General features: G+C 66.9%; 24 protein-coding genes. 15 read left to right on the forward strand and 9 right to left on the reverse strand.

What is annotated here, in order from left to right; all coding sequences use genetic code 11:
- The first annotated feature begins 239 nt into the window (after nt 1-239).
- Nucleotides 240-1,307, forward strand: a complete 1,068-nt coding sequence (locus tag V3B25_RS20535; protein ID WP_049425062.1) for a metal-dependent hydrolase — start codon at nt 240-242, stop codon at nt 1,305-1,307.
- Nucleotides 1,308-1,382: 75 nt separating this feature from the next.
- Here V3B25_RS20535 and V3B25_RS20540 read toward each other — a convergent pair whose 3' ends face one another.
- The 5 genes from V3B25_RS20540 to V3B25_RS20560 form a co-directional block, all read right to left on the reverse strand.
- Nucleotides 1,383-2,210: a class I SAM-dependent methyltransferase gene (locus V3B25_RS20540; protein ID WP_032129690.1), complete on the reverse strand. Its 828-nt coding sequence runs from the start codon at nt 2,208-2,210 to the stop codon at nt 1,383-1,385.
- A 272-nt stretch (nt 2,211-2,482) separates the two neighbouring features.
- Nucleotides 2,483-3,478 (reverse strand): tRNA dihydrouridine synthase DusB, encoded by a 996-nt coding sequence (gene dusB, locus V3B25_RS20545; RefSeq protein ID WP_329811478.1) that lies wholly within the window; start codon nt 3,476-3,478, stop codon nt 2,483-2,485.
- A 147-nt stretch (nt 3,479-3,625) separates the two neighbouring features.
- Nucleotides 3,626-4,039, reverse strand: a complete 414-nt coding sequence (locus V3B25_RS20550; protein ID WP_329811470.1) for a hypothetical protein — start codon at nt 4,037-4,039, stop codon at nt 3,626-3,628.
- 163 nt (nt 4,040-4,202) lie between these two features.
- On the reverse strand, nt 4,203-5,168 hold the full coding sequence (locus V3B25_RS20555; protein ID WP_132809230.1) for a ribokinase: 966 nt from the start codon (nt 5,166-5,168) through the stop codon (nt 4,203-4,205).
- 25 nt (nt 5,169-5,193) lie between these two features.
- The gene (locus V3B25_RS20560) at nt 5,194-6,492 is read right to left on the reverse strand and encodes a nucleoside transporter C-terminal domain-containing protein (protein WP_110711071.1); all 1,299 of its coding nucleotides are present in this window, start codon (nt 6,490-6,492) and stop codon (nt 5,194-5,196) included.
- Between the two features lie 193 nt (nt 6,493-6,685).
- On the opposite strand from V3B25_RS20560, the gene V3B25_RS20565 reads away from it, so the two are divergent.
- The 7 genes from V3B25_RS20565 to V3B25_RS20595 all read left to right on the forward strand — a co-directional run bounded on the left by V3B25_RS20565 (nt 6,686) and on the right by V3B25_RS20595 (nt 13,368).
- On the forward strand, nt 6,686-7,657 hold the full coding sequence (locus tag V3B25_RS20565; RefSeq protein WP_032129941.1) for an aldo/keto reductase: 972 nt from the start codon (nt 6,686-6,688) through the stop codon (nt 7,655-7,657).
- Nucleotides 7,658-7,997: 340 nt separating this feature from the next.
- Nucleotides 7,998-8,192, forward strand: coding sequence for a hemin uptake protein HemP (locus V3B25_RS20570; RefSeq protein WP_005412278.1), 195 nt, complete (start codon nt 7,998-8,000; stop codon nt 8,190-8,192).
- 153 nt (nt 8,193-8,345) lie between these two features.
- The gene (locus V3B25_RS20575) at nt 8,346-10,589 is read left to right on the forward strand and encodes a TonB-dependent hemoglobin/transferrin/lactoferrin family receptor (protein WP_329811471.1); all 2,244 of its coding nucleotides are present in this window, start codon (nt 8,346-8,348) and stop codon (nt 10,587-10,589) included.
- Between the two features lie 4 nt (nt 10,590-10,593).
- Nucleotides 10,594-11,193 (forward strand): Hemin transport protein, encoded by a 600-nt coding sequence (locus tag V3B25_RS20580; RefSeq protein ID WP_329811472.1) that lies wholly within the window; start codon nt 10,594-10,596, stop codon nt 11,191-11,193.
- Nucleotides 11,194-11,266: 73 nt separating this feature from the next.
- On the forward strand, nt 11,267-12,193 hold the full coding sequence (locus V3B25_RS20585; protein WP_049425066.1) for a DUF6607 family protein: 927 nt from the start codon (nt 11,267-11,269) through the stop codon (nt 12,191-12,193).
- A gap of 256 nt (nt 12,194-12,449) precedes the next feature.
- Entirely contained in the window at nt 12,450-12,980 is a 531-nt protein-coding gene (locus tag V3B25_RS20590) for a hypothetical protein (protein WP_154352012.1), read from the forward strand.
- Complete coding sequence (locus V3B25_RS20595; protein ID WP_154352013.1) at nt 12,967-13,368, forward strand: hypothetical protein; 402 nt, start codon at nt 12,967-12,969, stop codon at nt 13,366-13,368. The genes V3B25_RS20590 and V3B25_RS20595 overlap by 14 nt, the downstream gene beginning before the upstream one ends.
- A 309-nt stretch (nt 13,369-13,677) precedes the next feature.
- Here V3B25_RS20595 and V3B25_RS20600 read toward each other — a convergent pair whose 3' ends face one another.
- The 3 genes from V3B25_RS20600 to V3B25_RS20610 all read right to left on the reverse strand — a co-directional run bounded on the left by V3B25_RS20600 (nt 13,678) and on the right by V3B25_RS20610 (nt 17,432).
- A complete protein-coding gene (locus V3B25_RS20600) occupies nt 13,678-14,163 on the reverse strand; it encodes a hypothetical protein (RefSeq protein ID WP_236494406.1) in 486 nt (161 codons plus the stop codon).
- A 108-nt stretch (nt 14,164-14,271) separates the two neighbouring features.
- Entirely contained in the window at nt 14,272-16,788 is a 2,517-nt protein-coding gene (locus V3B25_RS20605) for an FtsX-like permease family protein (RefSeq protein ID WP_049422847.1), read from the reverse strand.
- Complete coding sequence (locus V3B25_RS20610) at nt 16,785-17,432, reverse strand: ATP-binding cassette domain-containing protein (protein WP_100437902.1); 648 nt, start codon at nt 17,430-17,432, stop codon at nt 16,785-16,787. The genes V3B25_RS20605 and V3B25_RS20610 overlap by 4 nt, the downstream gene beginning before the upstream one ends.
- 75 nt (nt 17,433-17,507) lie before the next feature.
- On the opposite strand from V3B25_RS20610, the gene V3B25_RS20615 reads away from it, so the two are divergent.
- The 3 genes from V3B25_RS20615 to V3B25_RS20625 all read left to right on the forward strand — a co-directional run bounded on the left by V3B25_RS20615 (nt 17,508) and on the right by V3B25_RS20625 (nt 20,380).
- Nucleotides 17,508-18,152 carry an arylesterase gene (locus tag V3B25_RS20615; protein ID WP_164079798.1) on the forward strand — a complete coding sequence of 215 codons (645 nt, stop codon included), beginning with the start codon at nt 17,508-17,510 and terminating at the stop codon, nt 18,150-18,152.
- A gap of 87 nt (nt 18,153-18,239) precedes the next feature.
- Complete coding sequence (locus V3B25_RS20620; RefSeq protein WP_002811889.1) at nt 18,240-18,953, forward strand: response regulator transcription factor; 714 nt, start codon at nt 18,240-18,242, stop codon at nt 18,951-18,953.
- Nucleotides 18,954-19,108: 155 nt separating this feature from the next.
- The gene (locus V3B25_RS20625; protein ID WP_049399778.1) at nt 19,109-20,380 is read left to right on the forward strand and encodes a HAMP domain-containing sensor histidine kinase; all 1,272 of its coding nucleotides are present in this window, start codon (nt 19,109-19,111) and stop codon (nt 20,378-20,380) included.
- A gap of 116 nt (nt 20,381-20,496) precedes the next feature.
- Here the strand turns inward: V3B25_RS20625 and V3B25_RS20630 are convergent, their stop codons facing one another.
- Nucleotides 20,497-21,198, reverse strand: coding sequence for an SGNH/GDSL hydrolase family protein (locus V3B25_RS20630; RefSeq protein ID WP_329811473.1), 702 nt, complete (start codon nt 21,196-21,198; stop codon nt 20,497-20,499).
- A 213-nt stretch (nt 21,199-21,411) separates the two neighbouring features.
- Between V3B25_RS20630 and V3B25_RS20635 the strand changes: the two genes are divergently transcribed.
- The 4 genes from V3B25_RS20635 to V3B25_RS20650 all read left to right on the forward strand — a co-directional run bounded on the left by V3B25_RS20635 (nt 21,412) and on the right by V3B25_RS20650 (nt 24,997).
- Nucleotides 21,412-21,807 carry a diacylglycerol kinase gene (locus tag V3B25_RS20635; RefSeq protein WP_032129924.1) on the forward strand — a complete coding sequence of 132 codons (396 nt, stop codon included), beginning with the start codon at nt 21,412-21,414 and terminating at the stop codon, nt 21,805-21,807.
- Nucleotides 21,808-21,839: 32 nt separating this feature from the next.
- Nucleotides 21,840-22,589 carry a TerC family protein gene (locus V3B25_RS20640; protein WP_049422852.1) on the forward strand — a complete coding sequence of 250 codons (750 nt, stop codon included), beginning with the start codon at nt 21,840-21,842 and terminating at the stop codon, nt 22,587-22,589.
- Between the two features lie 219 nt (nt 22,590-22,808).
- Entirely contained in the window at nt 22,809-23,969 is a 1,161-nt protein-coding gene (locus V3B25_RS20645; RefSeq protein WP_032129923.1) for an MFS transporter, read from the forward strand.
- A gap of 407 nt (nt 23,970-24,376) precedes the next feature.
- Nucleotides 24,377-24,997: a LemA family protein gene (locus V3B25_RS20650; protein WP_032130538.1), complete on the forward strand. Its 621-nt coding sequence runs from the start codon at nt 24,377-24,379 to the stop codon at nt 24,995-24,997.
- The last annotated feature ends 2 nt before the right edge of the window (nt 24,998-24,999 follow it).

Consider the following 24,999-nt stretch of genomic DNA (forward strand, 5'->3'; position numbering starts at 1 on the left):
CTGGCCAGAAAGCTGGCCAGGATCGCCTGGGGTGTCTTCAAAAGCGGCCGGGACTTCGATCCGGCCATGCTGAAGGTGGGTCAAGCCTGCTTCCAGCAGGCTTGACCACGAACATAGGATCTCGACTGCTCTTCTCAGACTGCCCCGCGTACAGCAGTCGAGCATGGCTCGACTCTACAAAAGAGCGCGAGCGGCTGTGCCATCAAGACGGCACGCCCGCAAGCCGCTAGCATCGGCCCATGGATTCCCTGACCCAGATCGTGCTCGGCGGCACCGTCGCTGCTGCCATCGCCCCGCCCGGACATCGCCGTGCGGCCCTGCTGGCCGGTGCCGCGCTCGGCACCCTGCCGGACCTCGACGCCCTGTGGCTCGGCTTCACTGCCGCCGACCCGGTGGCGAACATGATCGAACACCGCAGCTTCAGCCACTCGCTGCTGGTGCTGCCTTGGGTGGCGGCACTGATCTGGTGGTTGTTCAAGCGCTTCGGCAATGGCCGCGTCGCCCAGTCACCGGTGCGCTGGTTCTGGGCGATCCAGCTGGCGCTGGTCACCCATCCCATGCTGGATGCGTTCACCGTCTACGGCACCCAGCTGTGGTGGCCGCTGCGCCCACACCCGGCCATGGGTTCCAGTGTCTTCATCATCGATCTCGGCTACACGGTATGGCTGCTGCTGGGCTGCGTGCTGGCCTGGTTTGGTCGCGCCCGCCCCTGGGCTGGCAAGGTGCTGGGTGTGGCGTTGCTGGTCAGCAGTGCCTACCTGGGTTGGGGCCTGATCGCCAAGGCGCAGGTCGACCGTGCTGCCCAGCAGAGCCTGGCGGCGATGGGCCTGGGCGATGCGCCGCGCTTCTCGGTGCCGATGCCGTTCAACACCCTGCTGTGGCGCGTGGTGGCAATGACGCCGAACGGCTACGTGGTGGGCGACCGCTCGCTGGTGGCCGACCACGGGCCGATGCAGTTCGAAGGCCACGCATCCAACGTGCAGGCCTTGCGCGAAGCGCAGGCCATCCCGGCGGTGCAGCAGCTGACGTGGTTCAATCGTGGCTTCATGCGTGCGCAGGTGGTGGACGGCCGGCTGGTGCTGAGCGACCTGCGTATGGGGCTGGAACCGGACTACACCTTCAACTTCGCGGTGGCCGAGCAGGCTGATGGGCAGTGGCGGGCGATCACGCCCGAGCAGGTGCGGGTGGATTACAGCAGCCCGGCTGCACGCGCCGACGTCGGACGCCGGTTGGCCGCGATGTGGCAGCGGATCTGGCATCAGCCGGCAGCACAGCCGGGTGCGGCCGACCACAGCGCCGTGCATTGATCAGTAGATCCACGCCATGCGTGGATGGCGGGGTGCATCGGCCAAGGCAGCCACGCATGACGTGGCTCCACCGAATCAATACACCGTGGCGCGGCCCTGCACGAACGAATAGAAGAACACCGCGTTCGGATCGTTCTGCACCAGGCGGAACTCGCGACGCATGCCTTCCACGGTTTCCTCGTCCACCGATCCGGCCTGCAACAGCTGGTCGGCAGCCGACAGCAGCAGTTGTTCCCAGAACGCGATCATCGTCTTGCGACGGGCCGGTTCGCGGTTGTCCAGGTGGATGGTCTTGATCTCGGTGTGCACGTCGCGGAAGCCGCCGGCCAGCAGCAGGTTGCCCAGCTTGGCGCCGACGAACGGATCTCCCCCGTGGTCGTACTGGAAATCGTTGAAGGCCATCCAGTAGCGCCAGATATGCGGCGAATACGGGTCGAGCAGGAACGAGGCATTCATCACCTCGGTGATGTAGACCGGCGAACCCGGGGCCAGCACGCGGCGCACTTCGCTCAATACGCGTGCTGGTGACGGCACGTGCTCCAGCACCCAGCACAGGAACGCCGCGTCGAAGCTGCGTGCTTCGAACGGCAGCTCGCCGGCGTCGGCCTGCTGCAGGGTGTAGCGGTCGCTGCACCACGGTGTGCGCGCCAGGTTCTCGCGCGCGGTGGCCAGCTGTGTTTCGCTCAGGTCCACGCCGGTCACGTGCAGATCGGGGAAGCGGCGCAGCAGGATTTCGGTCTGCGCGCCGACGCCGCTGCCGACTTCCAGCAGGCGACGCGCGCCGCTGTAGTCGATCTGGCCGAAGATGCTCGATTCCAGCAGCCGGGCCTGGGTCATCAGGCGCTGCTGCTCGGTGCCGGAGAATCCGTGCAGGTAGGTCGGGGAGGAAATCGGCGGGGTCATGGGGGCGGGCTCTTGTAGCGTCGAGCGTGATCAATGGAAGGGGCGCGTAGAGTCGAGGGGGGGGGGGGGGGGGGGGGGGCCGGGGGCGGGGGGGGGGGCCGGGGGGGGGGGGGGGGGGGGCGGGACACGGCGGTCGGGGGGGGCCTCGTGGCTGTCCTGCCCTCCGTCCCCCCCGCCCCGCCCCCCCCCCTCGACTCTACGGTGTGGAGCAGTCGAGCAAGCTCGACTCTACGGATCAAGGCAGTCGGGCGGGTTACGAGGGGCTGGCGCGCTCAGGCTGCCGAAGACAACGCCGGTTCCCCGGCAATCAGGCGGTCGAAGTACTCGGTCGTCAATGCGATCTGGCTGGCCGGATCTTCGGCACGGTTGACCACCGCGCGGAAGGCGGCATTCTCCGGCCGGTCCTTGGCGTACCAGCCCAGGTGCTTGCGCGCGATGCGCACGCCCTGCGGCTCGCCATAGAACGCATGCAGCGCATGCAGGTGACCAAGCAGGATGTCGCGCACTTCCGCCAGTGACGGCGGCGGCAGTTCCTCGCCGGTGGCCAGGTAATGCGCCACCTCGCGGAAGATCCATGGCCGGCCCTGTGCCGAGCGGCCGATCATCACTGCATCCACGCCGGTTTCCTTCAGGACGTAGGCGGCCTTCTGCGGCGAATCGATATCGCCGTTGGCGATCACCGGAATGCGCAGTGCGGCCTTGATCTCGCCGATCGTGGCGTACTCGGCCTGGCCGGTGTAGTGCTGGTCGCGGGTGCGGCCGTGCACCGCCAGTGCGGCGATACCGCTGTTGTCTGCGATGCGCGCGATCACCGGACCATTGCGATGGTCGCAGTCCCAACCGGTACGGATCTTCAGCGTGACCGGCACGTCCACCGCATTGACCACTGCCTCTAGGATGCGCGCTACCAGCTGTTCGTCGCGCATCAGTGCCGAACCGGCCCAGGCGTTGCACACCTTCTTGGCCGGGCAGCCCATGTTGATGTCGATGATCTGCGCGCCGTGGTCCACGTTGTAGCGGGCGGCTTCGGCCAACTGCTGCGGCTCGGTGCCGGCGATCTGCACGCTGATCGGTGCCGGCTCGCCGTCATGGTCCATGCGATGGATCGACTTGCGCGTGGTCCAGAAGCGCGGGTCGCTGATGGTCATTTCCGAGGCGGCCAGTCCCGCGCCCAGCCGTTTGCACAGCAGGCGGAAAGGCTTGTCGGTGACGCCGGCCATGGGCGCCAGCACGACGTTGGGGGCAATGGTGTACGGGCCGATCTGCATGCGCCCATTGTAGGGCGCGGGCGGCGGTACGGCCGTGTCGTAGGCGTTCCGGTTCAGGCCGATCCGCACCCAGCTCATGCCGTACCGGCATCAACAGATGCTTGACGGTTGCTTCCGCCGCCCCCAAGGGCGGGCGATGGTAGGCGGCTACCCCAGGCTCTGCCAGGCCTGGCGGGTACCCAACGCGAAGGCCAGCCCCAGGCTGAGGCAGGCCAGTGAACTGACTACCCAGAAGTACCGGCCGTTGTAGCCGGGCCGGAGCAGCGCCAGCCCGAAGCCCATCGCCGCGCGCACCAGCAACAGCAGGGCGATGCCCGACAGCACCGGACGGCTGGCCGGCAGCGGCGAATGCCAGCCTGCGGCTGCCAGCGCATACAGCGTCCAGGCGACCAGCACGGCAGTAATGCCGGCGGTCATCAGTGGTGGCCACCAATGCCCCGCCTGTGCCAGCCGGACCATGCGCTGGCCAGCGCCGAACCACCGGTACCAGGGTGCCCCAAAGGCAATGCAGCCGATATGCAGCAAGGCTGCGATGGCACTGCCGGCGGCGGCAACCAGCAACCAGGGAATCCGTTCATGTCCTGCCCGTGCAGAGAAGCTGCGGATGTTCGGCGAGGGGCGGGGTGAGGGCAATGCGGCAGGCGGTCGCAGAGCTGGACAATGGGCAAAAGAAAGGCCCGGATGCCAGCGCACCCGGGCCTTCCCATCCACGCATGGCGTGGATCTACTTCACTTCCACGTCGGCCGGGGTGAAGCGCGGCATTGCCGCAGCAGCGCCTTCCTTCTCGGTCGAACGACCGGCGAACTGGTTGGCGAAGCGCACGTGGCGGGCGAACGGGGCGTCGGCCACCTGCGCCAGCGACGCGGCCAGCGCACCGTTGAAGGCGTCACCGGCACCGGTGGTGTCGATCGCCTGCACCTGTTCGGCACCCACGCGGTAGTACGGCTGGGTATCGCCGCGCAGGTTCTCGTCGGCATGCGACACGAACACACCCACCGAACCCAGGGTCACCACCACGGTGCCGTTGCCGACCAGCTTGCGGCACAGCGCATGCAGGCTGGCACCGTCCAGCGCGGCGACGTCATTGGCATCCACGCGCTCACCGACATGGCGGCCGAGCAGGGCGGCGAACTCGGTTTCGTTCGGGGTGATCACATCGGCCAGCTTGAGCAGGCCGATGGTCGAGGGGGCGTCGGCCGGTGCGGTGTTGAGCACGGTGGTGACGCCGGCCTCGCGGGCCGTGGCCAGTGCCGCTTCGATGGTCTGCACCGGCGATTCCAGCTGCACCAGCACCACCTTGGCGCCGGTCAGCAGGGCCTGCTGCTGTTGCAGGAAGTCGGTGCTCAGCGCGGCGTTGGCACCCGGTCCGATCACGATGGTGTTGCGGCCACGGGCATCGACGTAGATGCCGGCGGTGCCGGTCGGTTCGCTGCTGGCTTCGGCGATCAGACCGAAGCCGTCCTGCGCGGCCAGCTCACGGGCGGTGGCGCCACCAGCGTCGTCGCCCAGCGCGCACACGAAGTGCGTGTCGGCACCGGCGCGGCAGGCCGCCACGGCCTGGTTGAAGCCCTTGCCACCGGGGCCGGTGCTGTAACGGCCGGCAATGGTCGCACCCGGTGCCGGCAGCGACTCGCACCGCCACACGTGATCGACATTGAAGGAACCGACGACAACGACACTGCTGCTCATAGGGAATCTTTTCTCAACCAAGGGTTCAACTGAAGTGCGTCAGCACGCCGGCGATGGTCGCCGTCATGAAGGTGGCAATGGTACCGCCCAACACCGCGCGCAGGCCGAACTTGGCCAGGTCGTGGCGACGTTCCGGGGCCAGGCCGCCGATACCGCCGATCTGGATCGCGATCGAGCTGAAGTTGGCGAAGCCGCACAGCGCGTAAGTGGCGATCAGGCGACCTTCCTCGGACAGGCTCACGCCAGCGATCTGGCCGTTCACGATCTGCGACAGCTCGGTGTAGGCCACGAACTCGTTGATCACGACCTTCTGGCCGATCAGCGAACCGACGGTGGTGGCATCGGCCCACGGGGTGCCGATCACCCAGGCGATCGGGGCCAGCACGTAACCGAAGATGGTCGACAGGTTGGTCGGCTTGCCGATGGCGGCGGCCAGGCCGGTCACATCGCCGATCCAGGTCAGCGGGGCGTTCAGCAGCGCGATCAGGGCGATGAAGGCCAGCAGCATCGCACCGATGTTCAGCGCCAGCTTCAGGCCGTCACCGGCGCCGGCGGCGGCCGCGTCGATGATGTTGCTGGAGGTCTTCTCGACTTCCATCTTCACCGTGCCGCGGGTCAGCGGGGTGCCGGTTTCCGGAATCAGCAGCTTGGCCACGACCAGCGTGGCCGGCGCGGCCATGATGCTGGCCGCCAGCAAGTGCTTGGCGTAGAAGGCCTGCTGCGCCGGATCGCCACCGCCGAGCATGCCCACGTAGGCCGCCAGCACGCCGCCGGCGATGTGCGCCATGCCGCCGATCATCATGGTCAGCAGCTCGGACTGGGTCATCTTGGCGATGTACGGGCGCACGGTCAGCGGCGCCTCGGTCTGGCCGATGAAGACGCTGGCGCAGACGCTGGTGGTTTCAGCACCGGACACGCGCATCACCTTGGTGATCGACCAGGCCATCACGCGCACGATGCCCTGCATGACGTTGAGGTGGTACATCACCCCCATCAACGCAGAGAAGAAGATGATGGTCGGCAACACCTGGAAGGCGAAGATGAAGCCGTAGTTCTTGGTGTCCATCAACGAGCCGAAGATGAAGCCCGAGCCCTCGTTGACGTAGCTGAGGATCTTGACGAAGCCCTTGCCCAGTGCGTCGAACACGTCGCGTCCGCCCGGGACCAGGATCACCAGCGCCGCGAAGGCGATCTGCAGGGTGATACCGGTGGCAACCAGCTTCCAGTCAACCGCGCGCTTGTTATTGGAAAACAACCAGGTGATGCCGATCAGCACCGCCAACCCGAACAGGCCGAAGCCGATCCTGCCCAAACCTTCGACCATGTGAGTGACTCCCCTGGGGCGTCGCGAAAAACGGGAAGCCTAGTGCAGGGCAGGGGCCGGGGCAAGAAAAAGCAGCGTGTGCGCGGCCAACGGTACCGATCAGGCCAGCAACGGCAAGGGCCTGCGGCTGGCGGCGGCGGGTAGAATGGGGTTCGATCCCGGCCCGGATGCGGGCCCGCAGCAGGAGATTCGCATGCAATACCGTCGCCTGGGCTCCACCGGCCTGCCGATTTCCGCCTTGTCCTTCGGCGCCTGGGTGACCTTCGGCGACCAGGTCCCGCGCGATGAGGCCCGCAACCTGGTGGCCGCCGCCTGGGATCATGGCGTCAACTTCTTCGACAACGCCGAGGGTTATGCCAACGGCCGTGCCGAACAGGTCATGGGCGACGTGATCACCGACCTGCGACTGCCGCGCGACGGTTTCTGCGTGTCCAGCAAGGTGTTCTTCGGCAGTGCCAAGGACCCGCGGCCGACCCAGCGCGGCTTGTCGCGCAAGCACGTGACCGACGCCTGCCATGCCGCGCTCAAGCGCCTGCGGGTGGACTACCTGGACCTTTATTACTGCCACCGCCCGGATCCGGACGCGCCGATCGCCGAGACCGTGCACGCCATGGATACCCTGGTACGGCAGGGCAAGATCCTCTACTGGGGCACTTCGGAGTGGTCGGCGGCGCAGATCCAGCAGGCGCTGGACATCGCCGAGGCGCGCAACCTGCAGGGCCCGTCGATGGAGCAGCCGCAGTACAACCTGTTGCACCGCGAGCGGGTCGAGGTCGAGTACGCGCCGCTGTATGCGGGTGCCGGCCTGGGCACCACCATCTTCTCGCCGCTCGCCTCGGGCCTGCTCACTGGCAAGTACGACCAGGGCATCCCGGCCGATGCGCGGCTGGGGCGGGAAGGCATGGAGTGGTTGCAGGACCTGGTGCTGGGGGCCGACGCCGGGGCCCGCCTGGGCCAGGTGCGGCGCTTCAGCGAGGTGGCACGCGCGCTGGGCCATGCCCCGGCCACGCTGGCCATCGCCTGGTGCCTGCGCAACCCGAACGTTTCCAGCGTGATCCTCGGCGCCAGCCGGGTCAGCCAGCTGCTGCAGAACCTGCAGGCGCTGGACGTGCTGGAGCAGGTCGATGCGGCCGGCTGGGCCCAGGTCGAAGCCGTCTTCGCCTGAACCCCGGGGCCGACCGGGCCTCGGGGCCTCGGTCGGGCCGGCTCGGGTTCGGGCCTCGGTGGAGTCGACTGTTAGTCGACTGCCTTCACCGACACCCGGCGGCGGAACTAGGCCCCGGGCCGCCGCACAGCGTGGTGGCTCTCTGTTGTTAGCCGTGGCCTTTACCAAACCCCTGTCCAAAAACAGTCGACTCTACACACCTAACTGCCATTTGATTGACGTCGCCTATCGAATTCCTGAATTCGATCATTAATCTCATCAATGAAATTGAGAATGGTTGTTGATTGTCAACTGAGAATCATTATCATTTAACTCGTCCCTCGCACGAGTCCAGATGCTCATGAATGCTCAACCTGTACTGCTGCGCCCCGAAACGCTGACCCTCCGCGATCGACCGGTCCGCGTCGTTCCGCCGGAAGAGGTCATCGACAGCGAAGCCCTGCTCAAGGGCCGTCGTGAAATCCTGATCCAGCACGGCGACCGCTTCTATCGCCTGCGGCACACCAGCAACGACAAGCTGATCCTGACCAAGTAATCGCGGCCTGGTCGCCCGCCTCCCTCCCTCCTGCCGGCAGCGCCGACAGGGTGGGCGACCCGTCCGCTCCCGCTCTCTCCCCCTCGGTCTACCGCGTGCACCTTCCGGGTGTGCCGGTAACCGGGGGTTCCCCTGCCTGACCGAATGAACCCGATGACCCGCCATACCGCCCTGTGTCTTGCTGTCTGGATGGCGTTGCCGCTGTCCGCCCACGCTGCTGCCGCCGCTGCGCCCGACGCGCGCGAATTTGACCGGGTGCAGGTCACCGCCACCCGCACCGAGCGGGCGGTGAGCGACGTGGCGGCCACCGTGGACGTCATCGACCGTGAGCAGATGGACCGGCACCTGGTGCAGGACATCAAGGATCTGGTGCGCTACGAGCCGGGCCTGTCGGTCACCCGCAGCGCGACCCGCTTCGGCCTGGATGGTTTCCGCATCCGTGGCCTGGACGGCAACCGTGTGCGCATCCAGACCGATGGCATCGTCATGCCGACCCGGTTCGACATCGGTTCGTTCGCCAGTTCCAACCGCAACTTCACCGACCTCGATACGCTCAAGCGCGTGGAGATCGTGCGCGGCCCGGCCAGCTCGCTGTACGGCTCCGATGCACTGGGCGGCGTGGTGGCGTTCGTCACCAAGGACCCGGCCGACTACCTCAAGGACGGCAAGAACAGCTACTTCGGCCTGAAGTTCGGCTACGACGGTGAGTGGAAGGGCCTGCTCGGCGGTGCCACCGCCGCCTTTGGTGGCGACCACTGGAGCGGCCTGGTCAACGTCAACCACCACCAGGGCCAGGAAACGGACAACAAGGGCACGGTGCGCAGCGACAACGACACCCGTACGGCGTCCAATCCGCAGGACCGCGACGGCCGCAGCCTGCTCAGCAAGCTGGTCTACGCACCGAGCGAAGACCAGCGCTTCCGCCTGACCGTGGAAGGCAACGAAGACACCACCGATACCAATGTGTTGTCGGCGATTGCCAGCGTTGCACCGCGCCCCGGCGCGATGGCTGCGGCTACTGGCATGAAGTCCCACGACACGCAGAAGCGTACCCGCGTGTCCTTTGCCCACGAAATGGATGCGCTGGACCAGCCGTTCGCCGACAGCCTGCATTGGCAGGTGTATGCGCAGAACAGCGAAACGCGGCAGCAGACCGACGAGACCCGCACCGACGGCAGCCGCCGTCACCGCGTGTTCTCCTTCGACCAGCATGCCTTTGGCCTGCAGGCGCAGTTCAACAAGGCGTTCAGCACCGGCAGCGTCGAGCACGCATTGACCTACGGCTTCGAAGGCACCCGTACCGAGATCCGCCAGAAGCGCGACGGCTACCAGGTCAACCGTGCCGGTGTGGTCAGCAACACCGTTACCCCCGACACCTTCCCGGTGCGTGACTTCCCGATCAGCAAGACCACCGAGCTGGGCCTGTACGCGCAGGATGAAATGCGCCTGGCCGACGGCAAGCTGTCGCTGGTGCCGGGCGTGCGCGTGGACCGTTACGAGCTGAAGCCGGAAGTGGACAGCATCTTCGCCGAAGACAACCCGACCACGGCCGTGGCGCAGCTGAAGAAGACCAGCGTGTCGCCGAAGCTGGGCATGGTCTGGCGCTTCACCGACCAGTGGTCGCTGTTCGCCGGCTATGCGCGTGGCTTCCGTTCGCCGCCGTACAACGACGTCAACATCGGCCTGACCAATGTTGCCTTCCGCTATACCGCCATCGCCAACCCGGACCTGAAGCCGGAAACCAGCGACGGCTACGAACTGGGCCTGCGCTTCATCGCACCGGCGGCGTACGTCAGCGTCAGCGGCTACTACAACGACTACAAGGATTTCATCCAGTCCAACGTCGATACCGGCAGGAACGCACAGGGATTGACCGTGTTCCAGTCGCAGAACATCGCCGACGCGCGCATCTATGGCGCGGAAATGAAGGCCGGCATCGAGTTCGGTGAACTCAGCCCGGCGCTGAAGGGTTGGGCGCTGCGCAGTGCGCTGGCCTGGTCGCGTGGTGACAACCGGACCGATGACGAACCGCTGGCCTCGGTCGATCCGTTGCGTGGCACGCTGGGCCTGATGTACGACACCGATACCTGGGGCGTCGAACTGGCCGGCACCTTCGTGCAGCGCAAGAAGCGCCTGCCGCCGCCGGCGGCGCAGACCAATCCGAACGCACCGGCGTCGTTTGTCTACCAGCCGGCCGGCTACGGCGTGCTGGACCTGATGGCGCACTGGAACTTCGCACCGGGTGCGACCTTCAATGTCGGCGTGTTCAACCTGGCCGACAAGCGCTACATCGAATGGTCGTCCATCACCCCGAGCCTGATCACCAACCGCGCACTGAGCGATCGTTTCAGCAGCCCGGGCCGCACCTTCTCCGCCAGCCTTGCCGTTTCCTGGTGACCTCATGAGCCGAGCACTGTCCGCACGCAGGAATGACTCCATCGCCGCGCCGTACAGCGCGGCCTGGCCGACCCCGGCACAGCTGGCCACGCTCGGCACCGTGCTGTGCCTGTACCACGCCGACGGCAACGAGCTGGGCGGCTGGCGCCAGGCCGTACGCGTGCATGCCTGCCAGGGCGTGGACAGCGAAGGCCTGCGCGAAAGCCTGTGCTTCCTCGATGGCCGCGGCCGCTGCGTGTGGCGCCTGTACCTGCTGCCGGACAGCTACTTCCTGGCCTGGGACCGGCTGGTGGCTGCGCTGCCGCCGGGGCCCGAGCACGACAGCGATGGCAGCGTCGGCGAACGCCTGTGGCGGCGCCTGGCCGGTCATCTGGGTGGCCAGCGCTGGCGCCTGTGCGCGCTGCGCCTGCATGCCGCCGACGATGGCCGCACGCTGGCCGCCAGTCTGTCGACCCTGTCCTCGCTGGGCGCAGCCACCGCGCGCCGCATTGCACGGCTGGAAGGTGCTGAAGGCGAGCTGGCAATCGACGATTGCTGCTGTGCCGATGCCGCGCGGCGTCCGGCGCCGCGGATTCCCGGCGACCTGCCGCTGATCCGCCTGTGACCCACTCCTGATGGAACGCCTGTCGGCCACGGACGGCCTCTCAACGCATCTGCAACCCCGAAGGAAGACCCCGATGAAGTTCCAGACAGCCAGCGCCCTGCTTGTGCTCGCCGCCAGCGGCGTGGCCAGCGCGCAGCCCTCCGATATCGCCCGTGACCACGACAGCATCCTTGCCATGCAGGGTGAGTACACCGTGGACTTCGCCTTCGATGAGACCGTGCTGCTGAAGCCGGGCTACGAGCGTGCGCCGGCGATGCGCAGCGGTGGCAACGAAGTGGTCATCGTGGTCGAAGACACGCCGAAGCGCATCGTGCTGCAGCACCTGCTGCTGGACGAGAAGAGCGGCCACATCACCAAGCACTGGCGCCAGGACTGGGTGTACGAAGCACCGAACCGTTTCGAGTTCAGTGCCGACCAGACCTGGAAGGTGCGCAGCATTCCGGCGGCGGTGAACCAGGGCGCCTGGACCCAGTGCGTATACGAAGTGAGCGACGCACCGCGCTATTGCGGCACCGGCACGTGGACCTACACCAACAACGTGCCGAGCTGGACCAGCGACCTGAGCTGGCGTCCGCTGCCGCGCCGTGAGTACACCAAGCGCAGTGACTACAACGCGCTGGCCGTGGTCAACCGCCACACGCTGACCCCGAACGGCTGGACCCACGAGCAGTTCAACACCAAGGTGCAGCGCAACGCCGATGGCAGCCAGGTGGAGATCGCCCGCGAGTTCGGCTTCAACGACTACGTGAAGACCACCGAGGTCGACTTCACCCCGGCGCGCAACTACTGGAAGGCCACCGCCGGTTACTGGGCAAAGGTGCGCCAGCGCTGGGACGGCTTCCTCGGCCAGGCCCCGGGCGTGCACCTGAAGACCAAGATCGACGGCATGGCGATGATCATCCCGATGTTCACCCAGGCCGAAGAGATCCAGGCCGGCAAGAAGGTGAAGGACAAGCAGATCGACGACGTGTTCGCCAAGTACGTGGAAAAGGCCCAGTAAGTCGAGCCCTGCTCGACTCATGGCGCGGATCCTCTGGTCAGGTGCAGCGCCGCGTATCCGCTTCTGGTAGGTGCCGAGCTTGCTCGGCACGCTCTTCGCCGGTGATCGCACGTGGCATCCATGCTCGGGGTCGCGTTACATGGCGCCTGATGCGTATCGCTTTGACGTAATTCGCCACATTCTCTCGAAACCTCCGCTCGGAGGTTGGGTGTGCGATAGGGTGGGTGGTTCATTCCGCCCATGATCATGCCGGTCGATGAAACTCTCCGAAATCTGCAGCCAACTGCTGTCCGGCGAAGCCTGTGACGACATCGACAGTTTCCATCTCGAAATCGACGACTTCGAGGAGGTGGAACTTGTCTCGCGCTTGAGTCGGATTGATGGAGTGCTGGAGCGCCTTGGGCCTCGATGGACCTCGGCCTATCTGCTCAGTCTCTGCAGTCACGTGCTTTCAACAGTCCGCATTTCCGGTCGTGCACGTGATTCAGCCGATGCGAAGATGTTCCTCGCATTGAGCTTCACCGACTTCGAGCTGCACGCGCAAGAGGGCATCCTGCTTCCAAGCGTCTTCTATTATCCAGGCCCCGAAGGGGTTGCGTTCGGGAGCCACCGTCGGCACGAATCCGACAGGGCGGCTTCGGCTGAAATCGACATCGTGCGCTCCGTGTTCGAAGATGCTGGCATGCTCGCCGGCTTTCGCTTCTGCGAGAGCCGCACTGATGGTCCCCCAGGTCACGACGTGGTTCGTGTCTTTGCGATTCCATTGGTCGAAAATGAGGTTCGCTGATGCTCGTGGAAGAGCGCCAGGTGTTCGAAACCTACCTGCCCGATCCGCAGTCCATGATCGTCTCGAACAGCATTTCCTCGACGCGTTCACGGCCGGCATCCGGGCGGCCAATCTGCGTGCTGAAGACTTCCGCAGCCCGCATTACAACGTGTTCTTCGTCGATGGTACGAAAGACCGCGAAGCCAACCCCATTTTCTCCGCCAAGCATCTGATCAGCGGCAACATCGTCCGTATCGTCATTTTCGAAAGCCCTCCGGACTACACCGAAGTCCACAACCGGGTAGGGGATGACAATGCCAAGGACGAGCTCTGCGTGTTCACAACGCTTTCGGGAATACAGCGTGCGATGGATACGACCGTGGCTTGGGCAAAGCAGCAGGCGTTGTGAGCCGCATCCACGCATGGCGTGGATCTACCAACCCCTGCTTCCGGTAGGTGCCGAGCTTGCTCGGCACGCTCTTCGTCGGTGATCGCACACCGCATCCACGCATGGCGTGGATCTACCGTGCCGCATATCCACTTCTGGTAGGTGCCGAGCTTGCTCGGCACGCTCTCCATCGGTGATCGCACACCGCATCCACGCATGGCGTGGATCTACCGTGCCGGATATCCGCTTCTGGTAGGTGCCGAGCTTGCTCGGCACGCTCTCCATCGGTGATCGCACGCTGCATCCACGCCATGCGTGGATGCGATGCACTCAGGACGCCGGCCCACTCAAGGTGGTCAGGTCCAGCCCAGCGTCCTGGAACGCACGCAAGGTGGCCTGCAGGCTGGCCTCGTCATCGCGGGTGCGGACGCCCATGACAGCTTGGTGGCAACGCACTCGATCCGTGCTGCAGGCGCTACGGTCCGGCAGCAGCAGCGCGGTCTGTGCGACGAGGATCGCCATGTGCGCCACTTCCTTTCTCGGCTTCGGTTGGCCCCGGTAGAACCGGTCGAACTCAGCACGCAGGTCGGCCACCACACCGGCATCGCTGCGCGTGCGTGACACGCTGGCCGGAACCAGATAGGTCGGGTGGCCCTCGAGGAAGGCTTGCGCTTCATCGGCCAGCACCGTTTCCAGCACGAAGGCCTGCACCGCGTCAGGAACATAGCCCTCCGCCGCGCGGGCGCCCGCGGGCAGCACCGCGGTGAGCAGCGGGGAACTGGCCAGAAGGATGCGCAGGCAGAGGCTGTATTTCATCTTCATTCCTTGAACATCGGGAGCGCGGGAGCAACGTTCCGCGCTTCCGGACGATCTGATCGGGTGGGGCGCGCAGCATAGCGCCCCCCCGAGCGTGTCACGATCGCGTCAGGCTTCGCGCAGGGCCAGTGCCGGTGGCGTATGCAGGATCGCCCGCGTACCCCACCAGCCTGCCAGCAGGCTCAAGCCGATGCCGACCACGCCGCCGATCAGCAGGCCCGGCCACGGCGGCAGCAACGGCAGCTCGAACACCTTCTGCGAGACCGCCACACCGATCGCAGCGGCCGCGCCCACCGCCAGCAACGCCGCCAGCGTGCCCAGCGCACCGAATTCCACCAGTACCGCGCCACGCAGCTGGCGCCGGGTCGCGCCCAGCGTGCGCAGCACCGCGCTGTCGTAGCGTCGTTCGCCCGCCGTGGCCTGCAGCGCGGCCAGCAGCACCAGCACGCCGGCCAGCAGACTGAACACCATCACCAGCTGCACCGCCTGTGCCACCCGTTCCATCACATCGCGCACCTGCGAGATCACCGCGTCCACGTCCAGCAACGACAGGTTCGGCTGCGCGCGTACCAGCTCGCCCAGTCCGGCGGCCTTGCCGGCCGGTAGATGGAATGCCGACAGCAGGTTGTGTGGCGTATCGCCCACCGCATTCGGGTTCAGCAGCACGAAGAAGTTCGGACGGAAAGTGTTCCAGTCGGCCTTGCGCACGCTGGTGACAGTGAACTCGCGTTCCTGCTCGCCCACCGCAATGGTGATGCGGTCGCCGGGATGCACGCCGTAGCGCTTGGCCCAGCCGATTTCCACCGAGGCTTCGGCGGCGGTGCTGTCTGCCTTCCAGAAGGTGCCGTTGACCAGTGTGTTGGCCGGCGGGAAGCTGCTGCGCCAGCTGAAGTTCAACGGCCGGTTCTCGTCGTCGTCATCGCGCTGGCCTTCGCCCTGTGCCGGCTGCCCGTTCTGTTCCGGCGAGCGGTCCACGCGCAGCGGCGGCTTGCCGTTGATCGCGATCAGGCGGCCAGTGGCCATCGGTTCGATGCTGGCGTCGTTGGCACCCAGTCCACGCAGTGCGGCCAGCACGCTGTCGCGCTGTTCGGGCTGGATGTTGATCAGGAAGTAGTTCGGCGTATCCGCGGGCAGTCGCTCGCGCCACTGCTGCAGCAGGCCGGGGCCGGTCACCGCCAGCAGCAACAGCGCGCACAGCGACAGCGACAGCCCCACCAGCTGCATCACCGCCAGCATCCGGCGCCGGGTCAGCGCGGCCAGACCCAGCCGCCAGTGGCCATGCAGGCGGTGCTGCAGGCCGCGCAGCAGCTGCAGCAGCACGAAGCCGACCACGCCGGCCGCCACCGCCAGCGCGGCCAACCCGCCCAGCACCCACAGCGCCAGCTTGAGATCACCGGTGACCTGCACCGCCAGCAGCAGGCTGGCCGCCAGGGCAGCCACGTAGGCCAGCAGCGAGGCCGGCGGCAGGGCGGCGAAGGAACGGTTGAGCACCCGCATCGGCGGCACCCCGCGCAGGCGCAGCAGCGGCGGCAGGCCGAAGCCGAACAGCAGCAACAGCCCGATGCCGGCACCGGTCAGCGCAGGCATTGCCTCGGGCAGCGGCAGGCGCTGCGGCACCAGACTGCCCAGCACCTGCACCAGGCCCTCCTGCGCCGCCATGCCCAGGCCGATGCCGAGTGCGCAGGCCGGCACCGCCAGCATCAGCAGCTGCAGTGCCAGACCGGACAGGATGTCGCGCTGGCGCGCGCCCAGGCAGCGCAGGATCGCCACCTGGTCGATGCGGCGCAGGGCGAAGCGGTTCGCCGCCAGCGCCGTGGCAACTCCGGCCAGCAATACCGCCAGCAGCGCGCTGAGGCCGAGGAAGCGCCCGGCCAGGTCGAACGCCTGGCGCACGCCACGCTGGGTGTCGTCCACACTCAGCAGGCGCAGTCCCTTCACCTGCGGCAGCAACCACTGGCGCAGCGCGGCAATCTGGTCGGCCGGCCCGGCGAACATCAGCCGGTAGTTGATGCGGCTGCCGGGGCCGAGCAGGCCGGTGCCTTCCACATCGGCGCGGTTGACCAGCAGGGTCGGCGAGAGCGTCAGCAGGTCGCCGCCGCTGTCCGGCTCGGCCTCGATGATGCCAGCGATGCGCAGCGTGCCAGCGCCGAATTCAAGGTCGTCACCGGCCTTCAGTCCCAGGCCCTGGAGAAGGCGTGGGTCGGCATAGGCCTGGCCTTTGGCCGGCATGCCGGCGTTGTCGATCAGGGCGCCCCCGGGCGTGGCCCGCACCCGCAGCGTGCCACGCAGCGGATAGCCCGCCTGCACCGCTTTGATGCTGGCCATCTGGCTGGCATCAGCGTTGAACAGCACGCTGCCGAAGCTGGCGATACGGGTATAGGCCAGTCCGCGCCGCTGCGCCTCGTCGGCGAACGCCTGCGGCGGGTCATCGCGCCCGGCGATGCCGAGGTCGCCGCCAAGCATTTCCGCTGCGCTGCCGGTCAGTGCCAGGTTGACCCGGTTCACCAGCGTGCCGACCGCGGTCATCACCGCCACGCCCAGCACCAGCGCGGCGAACACGGTCAGCAGGTCGCCGGCCAGCGCCTCGCGGCGCAGCGCGCGCCACGCGTGCCGCAGCAGGTTCATGCCTGCGCCCCACGCTCGACCGGCAGCAGGCGGCCGTCGTCGATGCGGTGGATGTACTGGCAACGCTGGGCCAGGCGCAGGTCGTGAGTGACCAGCACCAGGGTGGTGCCGCTGCCGGCGTTGAGTTCGAACAGCAGGTCGCTGATGTGCTGGCCGGTGGCGTGGTCCAGCGAGCCGGTCGGTTCGTCGGCGAACAGGATGCGCGGGCGGGTGACGAAGGCACGTGCCAGTGCCACGCGCTGCTGCTCGCCGCCCGACAACTGGCGCGGATAGTGGCGGGCGCGATGGGCCAGGCCGACCTGGGCCAGCACTTCTTCCACCCGCGCCCGGTCTTCGCGCCCAGCCAGTTCCAGCGGCAGCGCGACATTCTCGGCGGCGGTCAGTGCCGGCAGCAGATGGAAGCTCTGGAACACGAAGCCGACCTCACGCGCGCGCAGCTGGGCGCGGGTCTCCTCGTCCAGCGCCGCCAGGTCCTGGCCGGCCAGCGCGATGCGGCCGCGGCTGGGCAGGTCCAGCCCGGCCAGCAGGCCGAGCAGGGTGGTCTTGCCGGAACCGGAGGCGCCGACGATGGCCGCGCTGGTCCCTTCATGGACGGTCAGGGTGATGTTGTCCAGTATGTGGACTTCACCCTCCGGGCCCTGCACGGATTTGCCGACCTGGTCGACGGCGATGGCAACGGACGCGCTTCGGGGGGACAGGCTGTCGATGAGGAGACTCCAATGCGCAAGACGGGATGGAGCCGGCGAGCCGGCGCGATGATGGTGCTGCTGCTAGGGTTCCTGCTGCTGCCCGGGCTGGCCTGTGCCAAAGGTCCGGCCGGCACCGTGCTGGTGCTCGGCGACAGCCTCAGTGCTGCCCACAATATCCCTGCCGACGCCGGGTGGGTGAGCCTGCTGCAGCAGCGGGTCAGGCAGCAGTCGAAAACACCGGCGCGCATCGTCAACGCCAGCATGAGCGGGGAGACCACCGCCGGCGCACTGACCCGCCTGCCGGGCCTGCTGGCGAGGGAAAAGCCGACCGTGGTGGTGATTGCCCTTGGCGGCAATGACGCACTGCGCGGGCTGACCCCGGCGCAGGTGCAGGGCAACCTGGAAAAGATGGTGCAGGCCAGCCAGAAGGCCGGTGCCAAGGTGCTGCTGCTGGGCATCGACGTGCCGCCCAATTACGGGCCAGCCTATCGCCAGCGCCTGGCGGCGGCCTACAAGGCGCTGGCCACGCAGTACAAGGTGCCGCTGCTGCCCTTCCTGCTGGAGGGCGTGGCCCTGCAGCCGGGCATGATGCAGGCCGACGGGCTGCACCCGACCGCACAGGCGCAGCCGAAGGTGCTGGACAACGTCTGGCCGCTGCTCAGACCGCTGCTCTGAACCGTTTGTTTACCTCTTGACGGAACTTCACATCGCGTCCACCGTCGATCCGGCATGTTTCACAAAGCTGAAGTTAGAGGGAATCACATGCGTCAGACGAAGGAGACCTCCGGCTTGGTGCTGGTGGTCGAAGACAACCGCAACATCTCCGAGATGATCGGGGAATACCTGGAAGGTCGCGGCTTCGAAGTCGACTATGCACAGGACGGCCTGGATGGCTACCGCCTTGCGGCGGAAAACAGCTATGACGTCGTGGTGCTCGACTTGATGTTGCCGCGCCTGGATGGCATCGAAGTGTGCCGTCGCCTGCGCAACGATGCGCGCAAGTCCACCCCGGTGCTGATGCTCACGGCACGCGACACGCTGGACGACAAGCTCACCGGCCTCGGTTTCGGCGCCGATGACTACCTGACCAAGCCGTTCGCGATCCAGGAGCTGGAAGCCCGCCTGCGCGCGCTGATCCGCCGCGAGCGTCGCCAGGTGGGTTCGGAAGTGCTGAAGGTCGCCGACCTGGTGCTCGATCCGGTCAGCATGCGTGCCACCCGTGCCGGTACCGAGCTGCAGCTGTCGCCGATCGGCCTGCGCCTGCTGACCATCCTGATGCGCGAATCGCCGCGCGTGGTCACCCGCCAGGAGATCGAACGCGAGATCTGGGGCAACGGCCTGCCGGATTCGGACACCCTGCGCAGCCACCTGTACAACCTGCGCAAGATCATCGACAAGCCGTTCGACCGTCCGCTGCTGCATACCGTGCAGAGTGCCGGCTACCGCATTGCCGACATCGCCCAGCCGATGGCCTGAGCAGGCCCGCGCCGGTGCAGCCGCAGGCCGGGCCGGGCTGCGGCCAGGCACAAGGGCAGGGGATGACCGTCCGGCAGTGCCGCCGGTCATCGCCCGTGCATCCCAACGGCGCGGTGCGCTGCCTATAATCGCAGCGCTCTGACCGGGACCCCGCAATGCCGCACGGCCTGCCGCGCAAGATCCGTATCGCTTTCATCCTGCAGGCAGTGCTGGCCAGCCTGGGCATCCTGCTCGGTGCGTGGCTGGTTTCCCTGGTGATCAAGCACAGCCTGGTCGGCGCCGCCCTGCGCGAGGAGGCGGCGTACTTCTGGACGCTGCACGAGGCCTCGCCGGTGCAGCCGCCACCCAACACCCAGAACATCCGTGGCTACCTGCTGGAAAGCGGGCAGTCGGCCCTGTCGTTGCCGGCCAATCTGCGCAACCTGGAGCCCGGCTTCCACGAACTGCCCAAGGACGACCAGCTGGTGCTGGTCGATGTGCGCCCGGCCGGCCGCCTGTACCTGGTGTTCCTGCGATCGCGCGCGGAAATGCTGGCGTTCTGGTTCGGCATCGTGCCGGTGCTGCTGACCCTGCTGGCGGTGTATGGCGCCAGTTGGGTCACCTATCGTGCTTCCAAGCGCCTGGTATCGCCGGTGAACTGGCTGGCGCGACGCGTCTCGCGCTGGGACCCGGGCCACCCGGAGGCGGCCGACCTGGAGCCGAACAAGCTGCCGGCGGACATGCAGGGCGAAACCCGCCAGCTGGCGGCCGCACTGCATTCGCTGGCCAACCGGGTCAGCGCGCACGTGGCGCGCGAGCGCAATTTCACCCGCGATGCCAGCCATGAACTGCGCACACCGCTGACCGTCATCCGCGTGGCCAGCGACATGGCGCTGGGCGATGACAGCCTGGAGCCGCGCCTGCGCCGCAGCCTGCAGCGCATCCAGCGTGCCGGCCGTGACATGGAGGCGGTGATCGATGCCTTCCTGATCCTGGCCCGCGAGGCCGACGTCGAGCCCCAGGTCGAGTTGTTCGACGTCAATGACATTGTCCGCTACGAAGTGGACAACGCCAACGAACTGCTGGGTACGCGCCCGGTGTCGGTGCATCTGCACAGCGATGGCCCGGTGCAGCTGCATGCGCCGCCGCGGGTGCTGCAGGTGGTGGTCAGCAACCTGGTGCGCAACGCGTGCAGTTACACCGATGAGGGGCGCATCGACGTGCATGTGCACAACGATCGGGTGGTGGTGCGCGATACCGGTATCGGCATGTCGGCCGACGCACTGTCGCGGGCCTTCGAGCCGTTCTACCGCGCCGAGCCGAGCCGCCCGCAGGGTACCGGCCTGGGCCTGTCGATCGTGCGCCGGCTGTGCGACCGCTTCGGCTGGAAGGTCAGCCTGGCCAGCGAGCCGGGTCAGGGCACCGAGGCCACGGTGGTGTTCCGCTGACGCGGCACCTGCTGCCTCGGTAGATGCCGACCTTGGTCGGCGCTTTCAACAGGATTCATGCCGGTGCCCCATGCCAACCAAGGTTGGCATCTACCGGAGCGAGGCCGCAGCCTTCTTCAATCGCACTTTACCTTCGGCGCCAGCGCCCTGGTCCAGATCGCATAGCCGGCCGGGGTCATGTGCAGCATGTCCTCGCGGAACAGCGACGCATCCGGCTGGCCGTCGGCGCCCAGCATCGGCGTGTAGACGTCGGTGAAACCGGTGTTGGGCAGCCTGGCCAGGGCTGCCTTGATCAGCGTGTTGGCCTCGTTGATCGCCGGCAGCAGGTGCGCGCGCGACGGGCTTGGCTTGATCGACAGGTACTCCACCTTGGTCTTCGGCAGGTCGCGATGCACGCGCTGCACGAAGGCAACCACATCGTCGCGCACCTGCACGGCGCTGCGGCCGCTGTTGAGGTCGTTGTCACCGGCGTAGAAGAACACCTTGCACGGTGCATACGGCACCACGATGCGGTCGGCATACCAGGTGCTGTCACGCACTTCCGAGCCGCCGAAACCACGGTTGAACACCGGCTGGCCGGGGAAGTCGGCTGCCAGGCTCTCCCAGAAGCGGATCGAGGAGCTGCCGATGAACTCGATGCCACCCTGTGGCGGCGGGCTGGCCTGGTCGGCGCTGGCAAAGTGGGCCATGTCGCCGGCCCAGGCCACGTTGGAGACCTGCTCGGGCACGCGCGGCGGCTTGGCCGGGCTCAGCGCCTGGGCCAGGGGGGCGGCGGTCAGCAGGCCCAGCATCAGCAGGCAGGTACGGCGACGGGACATCAGGCGCTCCAGCAGGGAAGGGGAAAGCCATCATAGAAGCTGGGGCGGGCCGGGGCTTGCCCCTGGCAGTCCATTCACCGGGCCGGTGCCGGGATGCGGCTGGCGGCCTTGTGGCAAAATGGCGGCCATCTGCCTATCCCTGTGCACCCATGATTCCCTGCCGTGCGTCTGAGCGGTCGCTGCGCCGCGCCCCTGTTGCTGGATGTTCCACCCGTGGCTGATCAGTTCGGCCATCTGCCCCGCGGCCCGCGCCGCATCTTCCAGGCCGCCCGCTGGTCCTGGCAGGGCCTGCGCGCCGCCTGGCTGCATGAGTCCTCGTTCCGGCTGGAGGTCTACCTGCTGATCCTGCTGACCCCGGTCGCGGTCTGGCTGGGCCAGACCCCGGTAGAGCGCGCGCTGCTGATCGGCTCGATGCTGCTGGTGCTGGCGATGGAACTGGCCAACTCGGCCATCGAGGCGGTGATCGAACGTTACGGCAGCGAGATCCACGAGCTGGCCGGCCGCGCCAAGGACATGGGTTCGGCGGCGGTCTTCGTGCTGATGATGAACGTGCTTCTGTGCTGGGCGCTGGTTGTGGTCCCGCATGCAATGGCCGGCAATTACGGCTGATCCCCATTCCCCCACTGCCCTGAAGAGTTTCCATGTCCTTTGAGTTCCTCGCCGACCCCAATGCCTGGGTGACCCTGTTCACCCTGAGCGCACTGGAAATCGTGCTCGGCATCGACAACCTGGTGTTCATTTCCATCGCGGTCAGCAAGCTGCCGGAAGAGCGTCGCCCGTTCGCGCGCAAGCTCGGCATCGCCGTGGCCTGCATCACCCGCATCGCCCTGCTGGTGTCGCTGGCCTATCTGGCGCACATGTCCGCCAACCTGTTCACCGTGGCTGGTATGGGCATCTCCATCCGCGACCTGGTGCTGATCGTCGGTGGCCTGTTCCTGATCATCAAGGGCTACATGGAGATCAAGGAACTGATCACCGGTGGCGAAGATGAGAACCCGGCCACCAGCAAGGCCTCGGGTGTATTCGGCATGGTCATCCTGCAGATCGCCATCATCGACATCGTGTTCTCGCTGGACTCGGTGATCACCGCCGTCGGCATCGCCGATCACATCCCGGTAATGGTTGCCGCCATCCTGCTGTCGGTGATGGTGATGCTGCTGGCCGCCAACCCGCTGGGCCGCTTCATCGACGCCAACCCGACCGTGAAGATGCTGGCGCTGGCCTTCATCCTGCTGATCGGTGCGGTGCTGATCCTGGACGGCCTGGACGTGCACGTGCCCAAGCCCTACATCTATGCCGCGATGGGCTTCTCGGTGCTGGTGGAGTGGCTGAACCTGCTGATGCGCCGCCGCGCACGCGAGCACCACGTGCCGGGCGCCGGCGACTGGTAAGCGCGCCACTGGCACGTGTGTCACCCAGAACCCCCGGCCTGGCCGGGGGTTCTGCGTTGTGGGACCCATTGGGCTCGCCGGTCCATGCCCGGCGGGGAGGTTCCCGCCAGCTGTGAATTGAGGTCAACAGTGTTTTCCCGGGGCGAGGCTTAATCCGCGGCAGCAAAGCGCGCAGGCTACGCGCTCTTTTCCAGGACCTGCCCCATGCAGGATGACCCCATGAACTCCAGAGCCGCCTTGTTGGCCCTTGCCGTCGGCGCCTTCGCCATCGGCACCACTGAATTCGCTCCGATGGGCCTGCTGCCCGTCATTGCCGACGGCGTCGGCGTGAACATTCCCACCGCCGGCATGCTGATCACCGCCTATGCCGTGGGCGTGATGCTGGGCGCGCCGGTGATGACCCTGCTGATGGGACGGTTTGGCAAGCGCACCGCGCTGATGCTGCTGATGTCGATCTTCGTGGTCGGCAACCTGCTCTCGGCACTGGCCCCGAACTACGGCCTGCTGTTGCTGTCGCGTCTGGTCACCAGCCTCAATCACGGTGCCTTCTTCGGCATCGGTGCGGTGGTTGCCGCCAGCCTGGTGCCGAAGGACAAGCAGGCTGCCGCCGTGGCCACCATGTTCATGGGCCTGACCATCGCCAACATCGGCGGTGTGCCGCTGGCCACCTGGGTGGGCCAGCAGCTGGGCTGGCGTCTGTCCTTCGCCGGTACTGCGGTGCTGGGCCTGGTCGCGATCACCGCGCTCGGCCTCGCGCTGCCTGCATCAGCGCCGGGGCCGCGCCCGGACGTGCGCCGCGAACTGAGAGCGATCCTGCAGCCACAGGTGCTGCTGGCAATGGCTACCACCGTGCTTGGCGCCGGCGCGATGTTCACCCTCTATACCTACGTGGCGCCGGTGCTGACCGAGCTGACCGGCGCGTCCAACGCCTTCATTGCGATGTCGCTGGCGCTGATCGGCATCGGCTTCACCTTCGGCAACGGCATCGGCGGGCGCATGGCCGACTGGTCGCTGGATGGCGCCACCCGCATCCTGCTGGCGGTCCTGGCCGTGTTGATGTTCGTGCTGCCGCTGGCCTTCATGAATCACGCCACGGCGGCGCTGGGCGTGCTGCTGTTCGGTGCGGCGACTTTCGCCATCGTGCCGCCGTTGCAGATCCGGGTGATGCAGGCGGCCAGCGAGGCGCCGGGACTGGCGTCGTCGATCAACGTCGGTGCGTTCAACCTGGGCAATGCCGTGGGTGCGGCGCTGGGCGGTGCGGTGATCAGTTCGGGCCTGGGCTACGCCGCGATTCCGGTGGCCGGTGGCCTGCTGGCGGCCTCGGGGTTGCTGCTGGCATGGCTGGGGCGTCCGCGCACTGCGGTGGCTGAGGCTTGTTGAGTGATGTGGGGTTCCGGCAGGGCTTGCAGCCCTGCACCCGCAGAATCCAGAGCAACAGCAAGAGCCTGCATTCCGTGGGTTGGCGGGGTGGGTCCGGTAGGTGTCGACCTTGGTCGACACGAATGCCTGAAGAACCGGCTTTTGCTTTTGTTTTTTTCTTTTGATCTTCCCGCGGTGCGCAGGAAATTGTCCGTGGCCGGGAGGGTGGGTTGGCTGGGGGCGTGAGCCGCATGGATGCGGCGATCGAGCTTACATGGACGTACTTGCAGCGCCCCCCAGCCAACCCACCCTCCCGGCCACCCCCAGAGAACCAGCAAACAACCACCGCGGAGGGGGCGGCGCCCGATGGCCGGTCTTTCACCCGAACCATGGCATGCTCGGCGCCAAGCCCACCCGGAACCTCCGCCATGCGCCTGTTCACCCGTGTCCTGCCCCTGATGCTGTTGGCCTCCCTGCTCTCCGGCTGCGGCTACAACGCCATCCAGCAGAAGGATGAAGCGGTCAAGGCCAGCTGGTCGGAGGTCATCAACCAGTACAAGCGCCGCGCCGACCTGGTGCCCAACCTGGTGCAGACCGTGAAGGGCTTCGCCAGCCAGGAAGAGCGCGTGCTGACTGAAGTGACCAACGCCCGTTCGCGTGTCGGCCAGATCAACGTCAATGCCGACGACGAAGCCTCGCTCAAGCAGTTCCAGCAGGCCCAGGGCGAACTTGGCAGCGCGCTGTCGCGTCTGCTGGTGGTCACCGAGAACTACCCGGAACTGAAGTCGAACCAGAACTTCCGCGACCTGCAGGCGCAGCTGGAAGGTACCGAGAACCGGGTCACCGTCGCCCGTGGCCGTTACATCCAGCAGGTGCAGGACTACAACACCTACATCCGCTCGTTCCCGCAGGTGATCACCGCCAAGATCTTCGGCTACAAGACCAAGCCGAACTTCACCGTGGACAACGAAGCGCAGATCTCCAACGCGCCGGCGGTCGATTTCGGCAACGCGCCGCAGCAGCAGCCGGCACCGCAGCCGGGGACCTGATC

It is taken from the genome of Stenotrophomonas sp. SMYL8 (genome assembly GCF_036320065.1).
GTDB classification, from domain to species: Bacteria; Pseudomonadota; Gammaproteobacteria; order Xanthomonadales; family Xanthomonadaceae; genus Stenotrophomonas; species Stenotrophomonas maltophilia_A.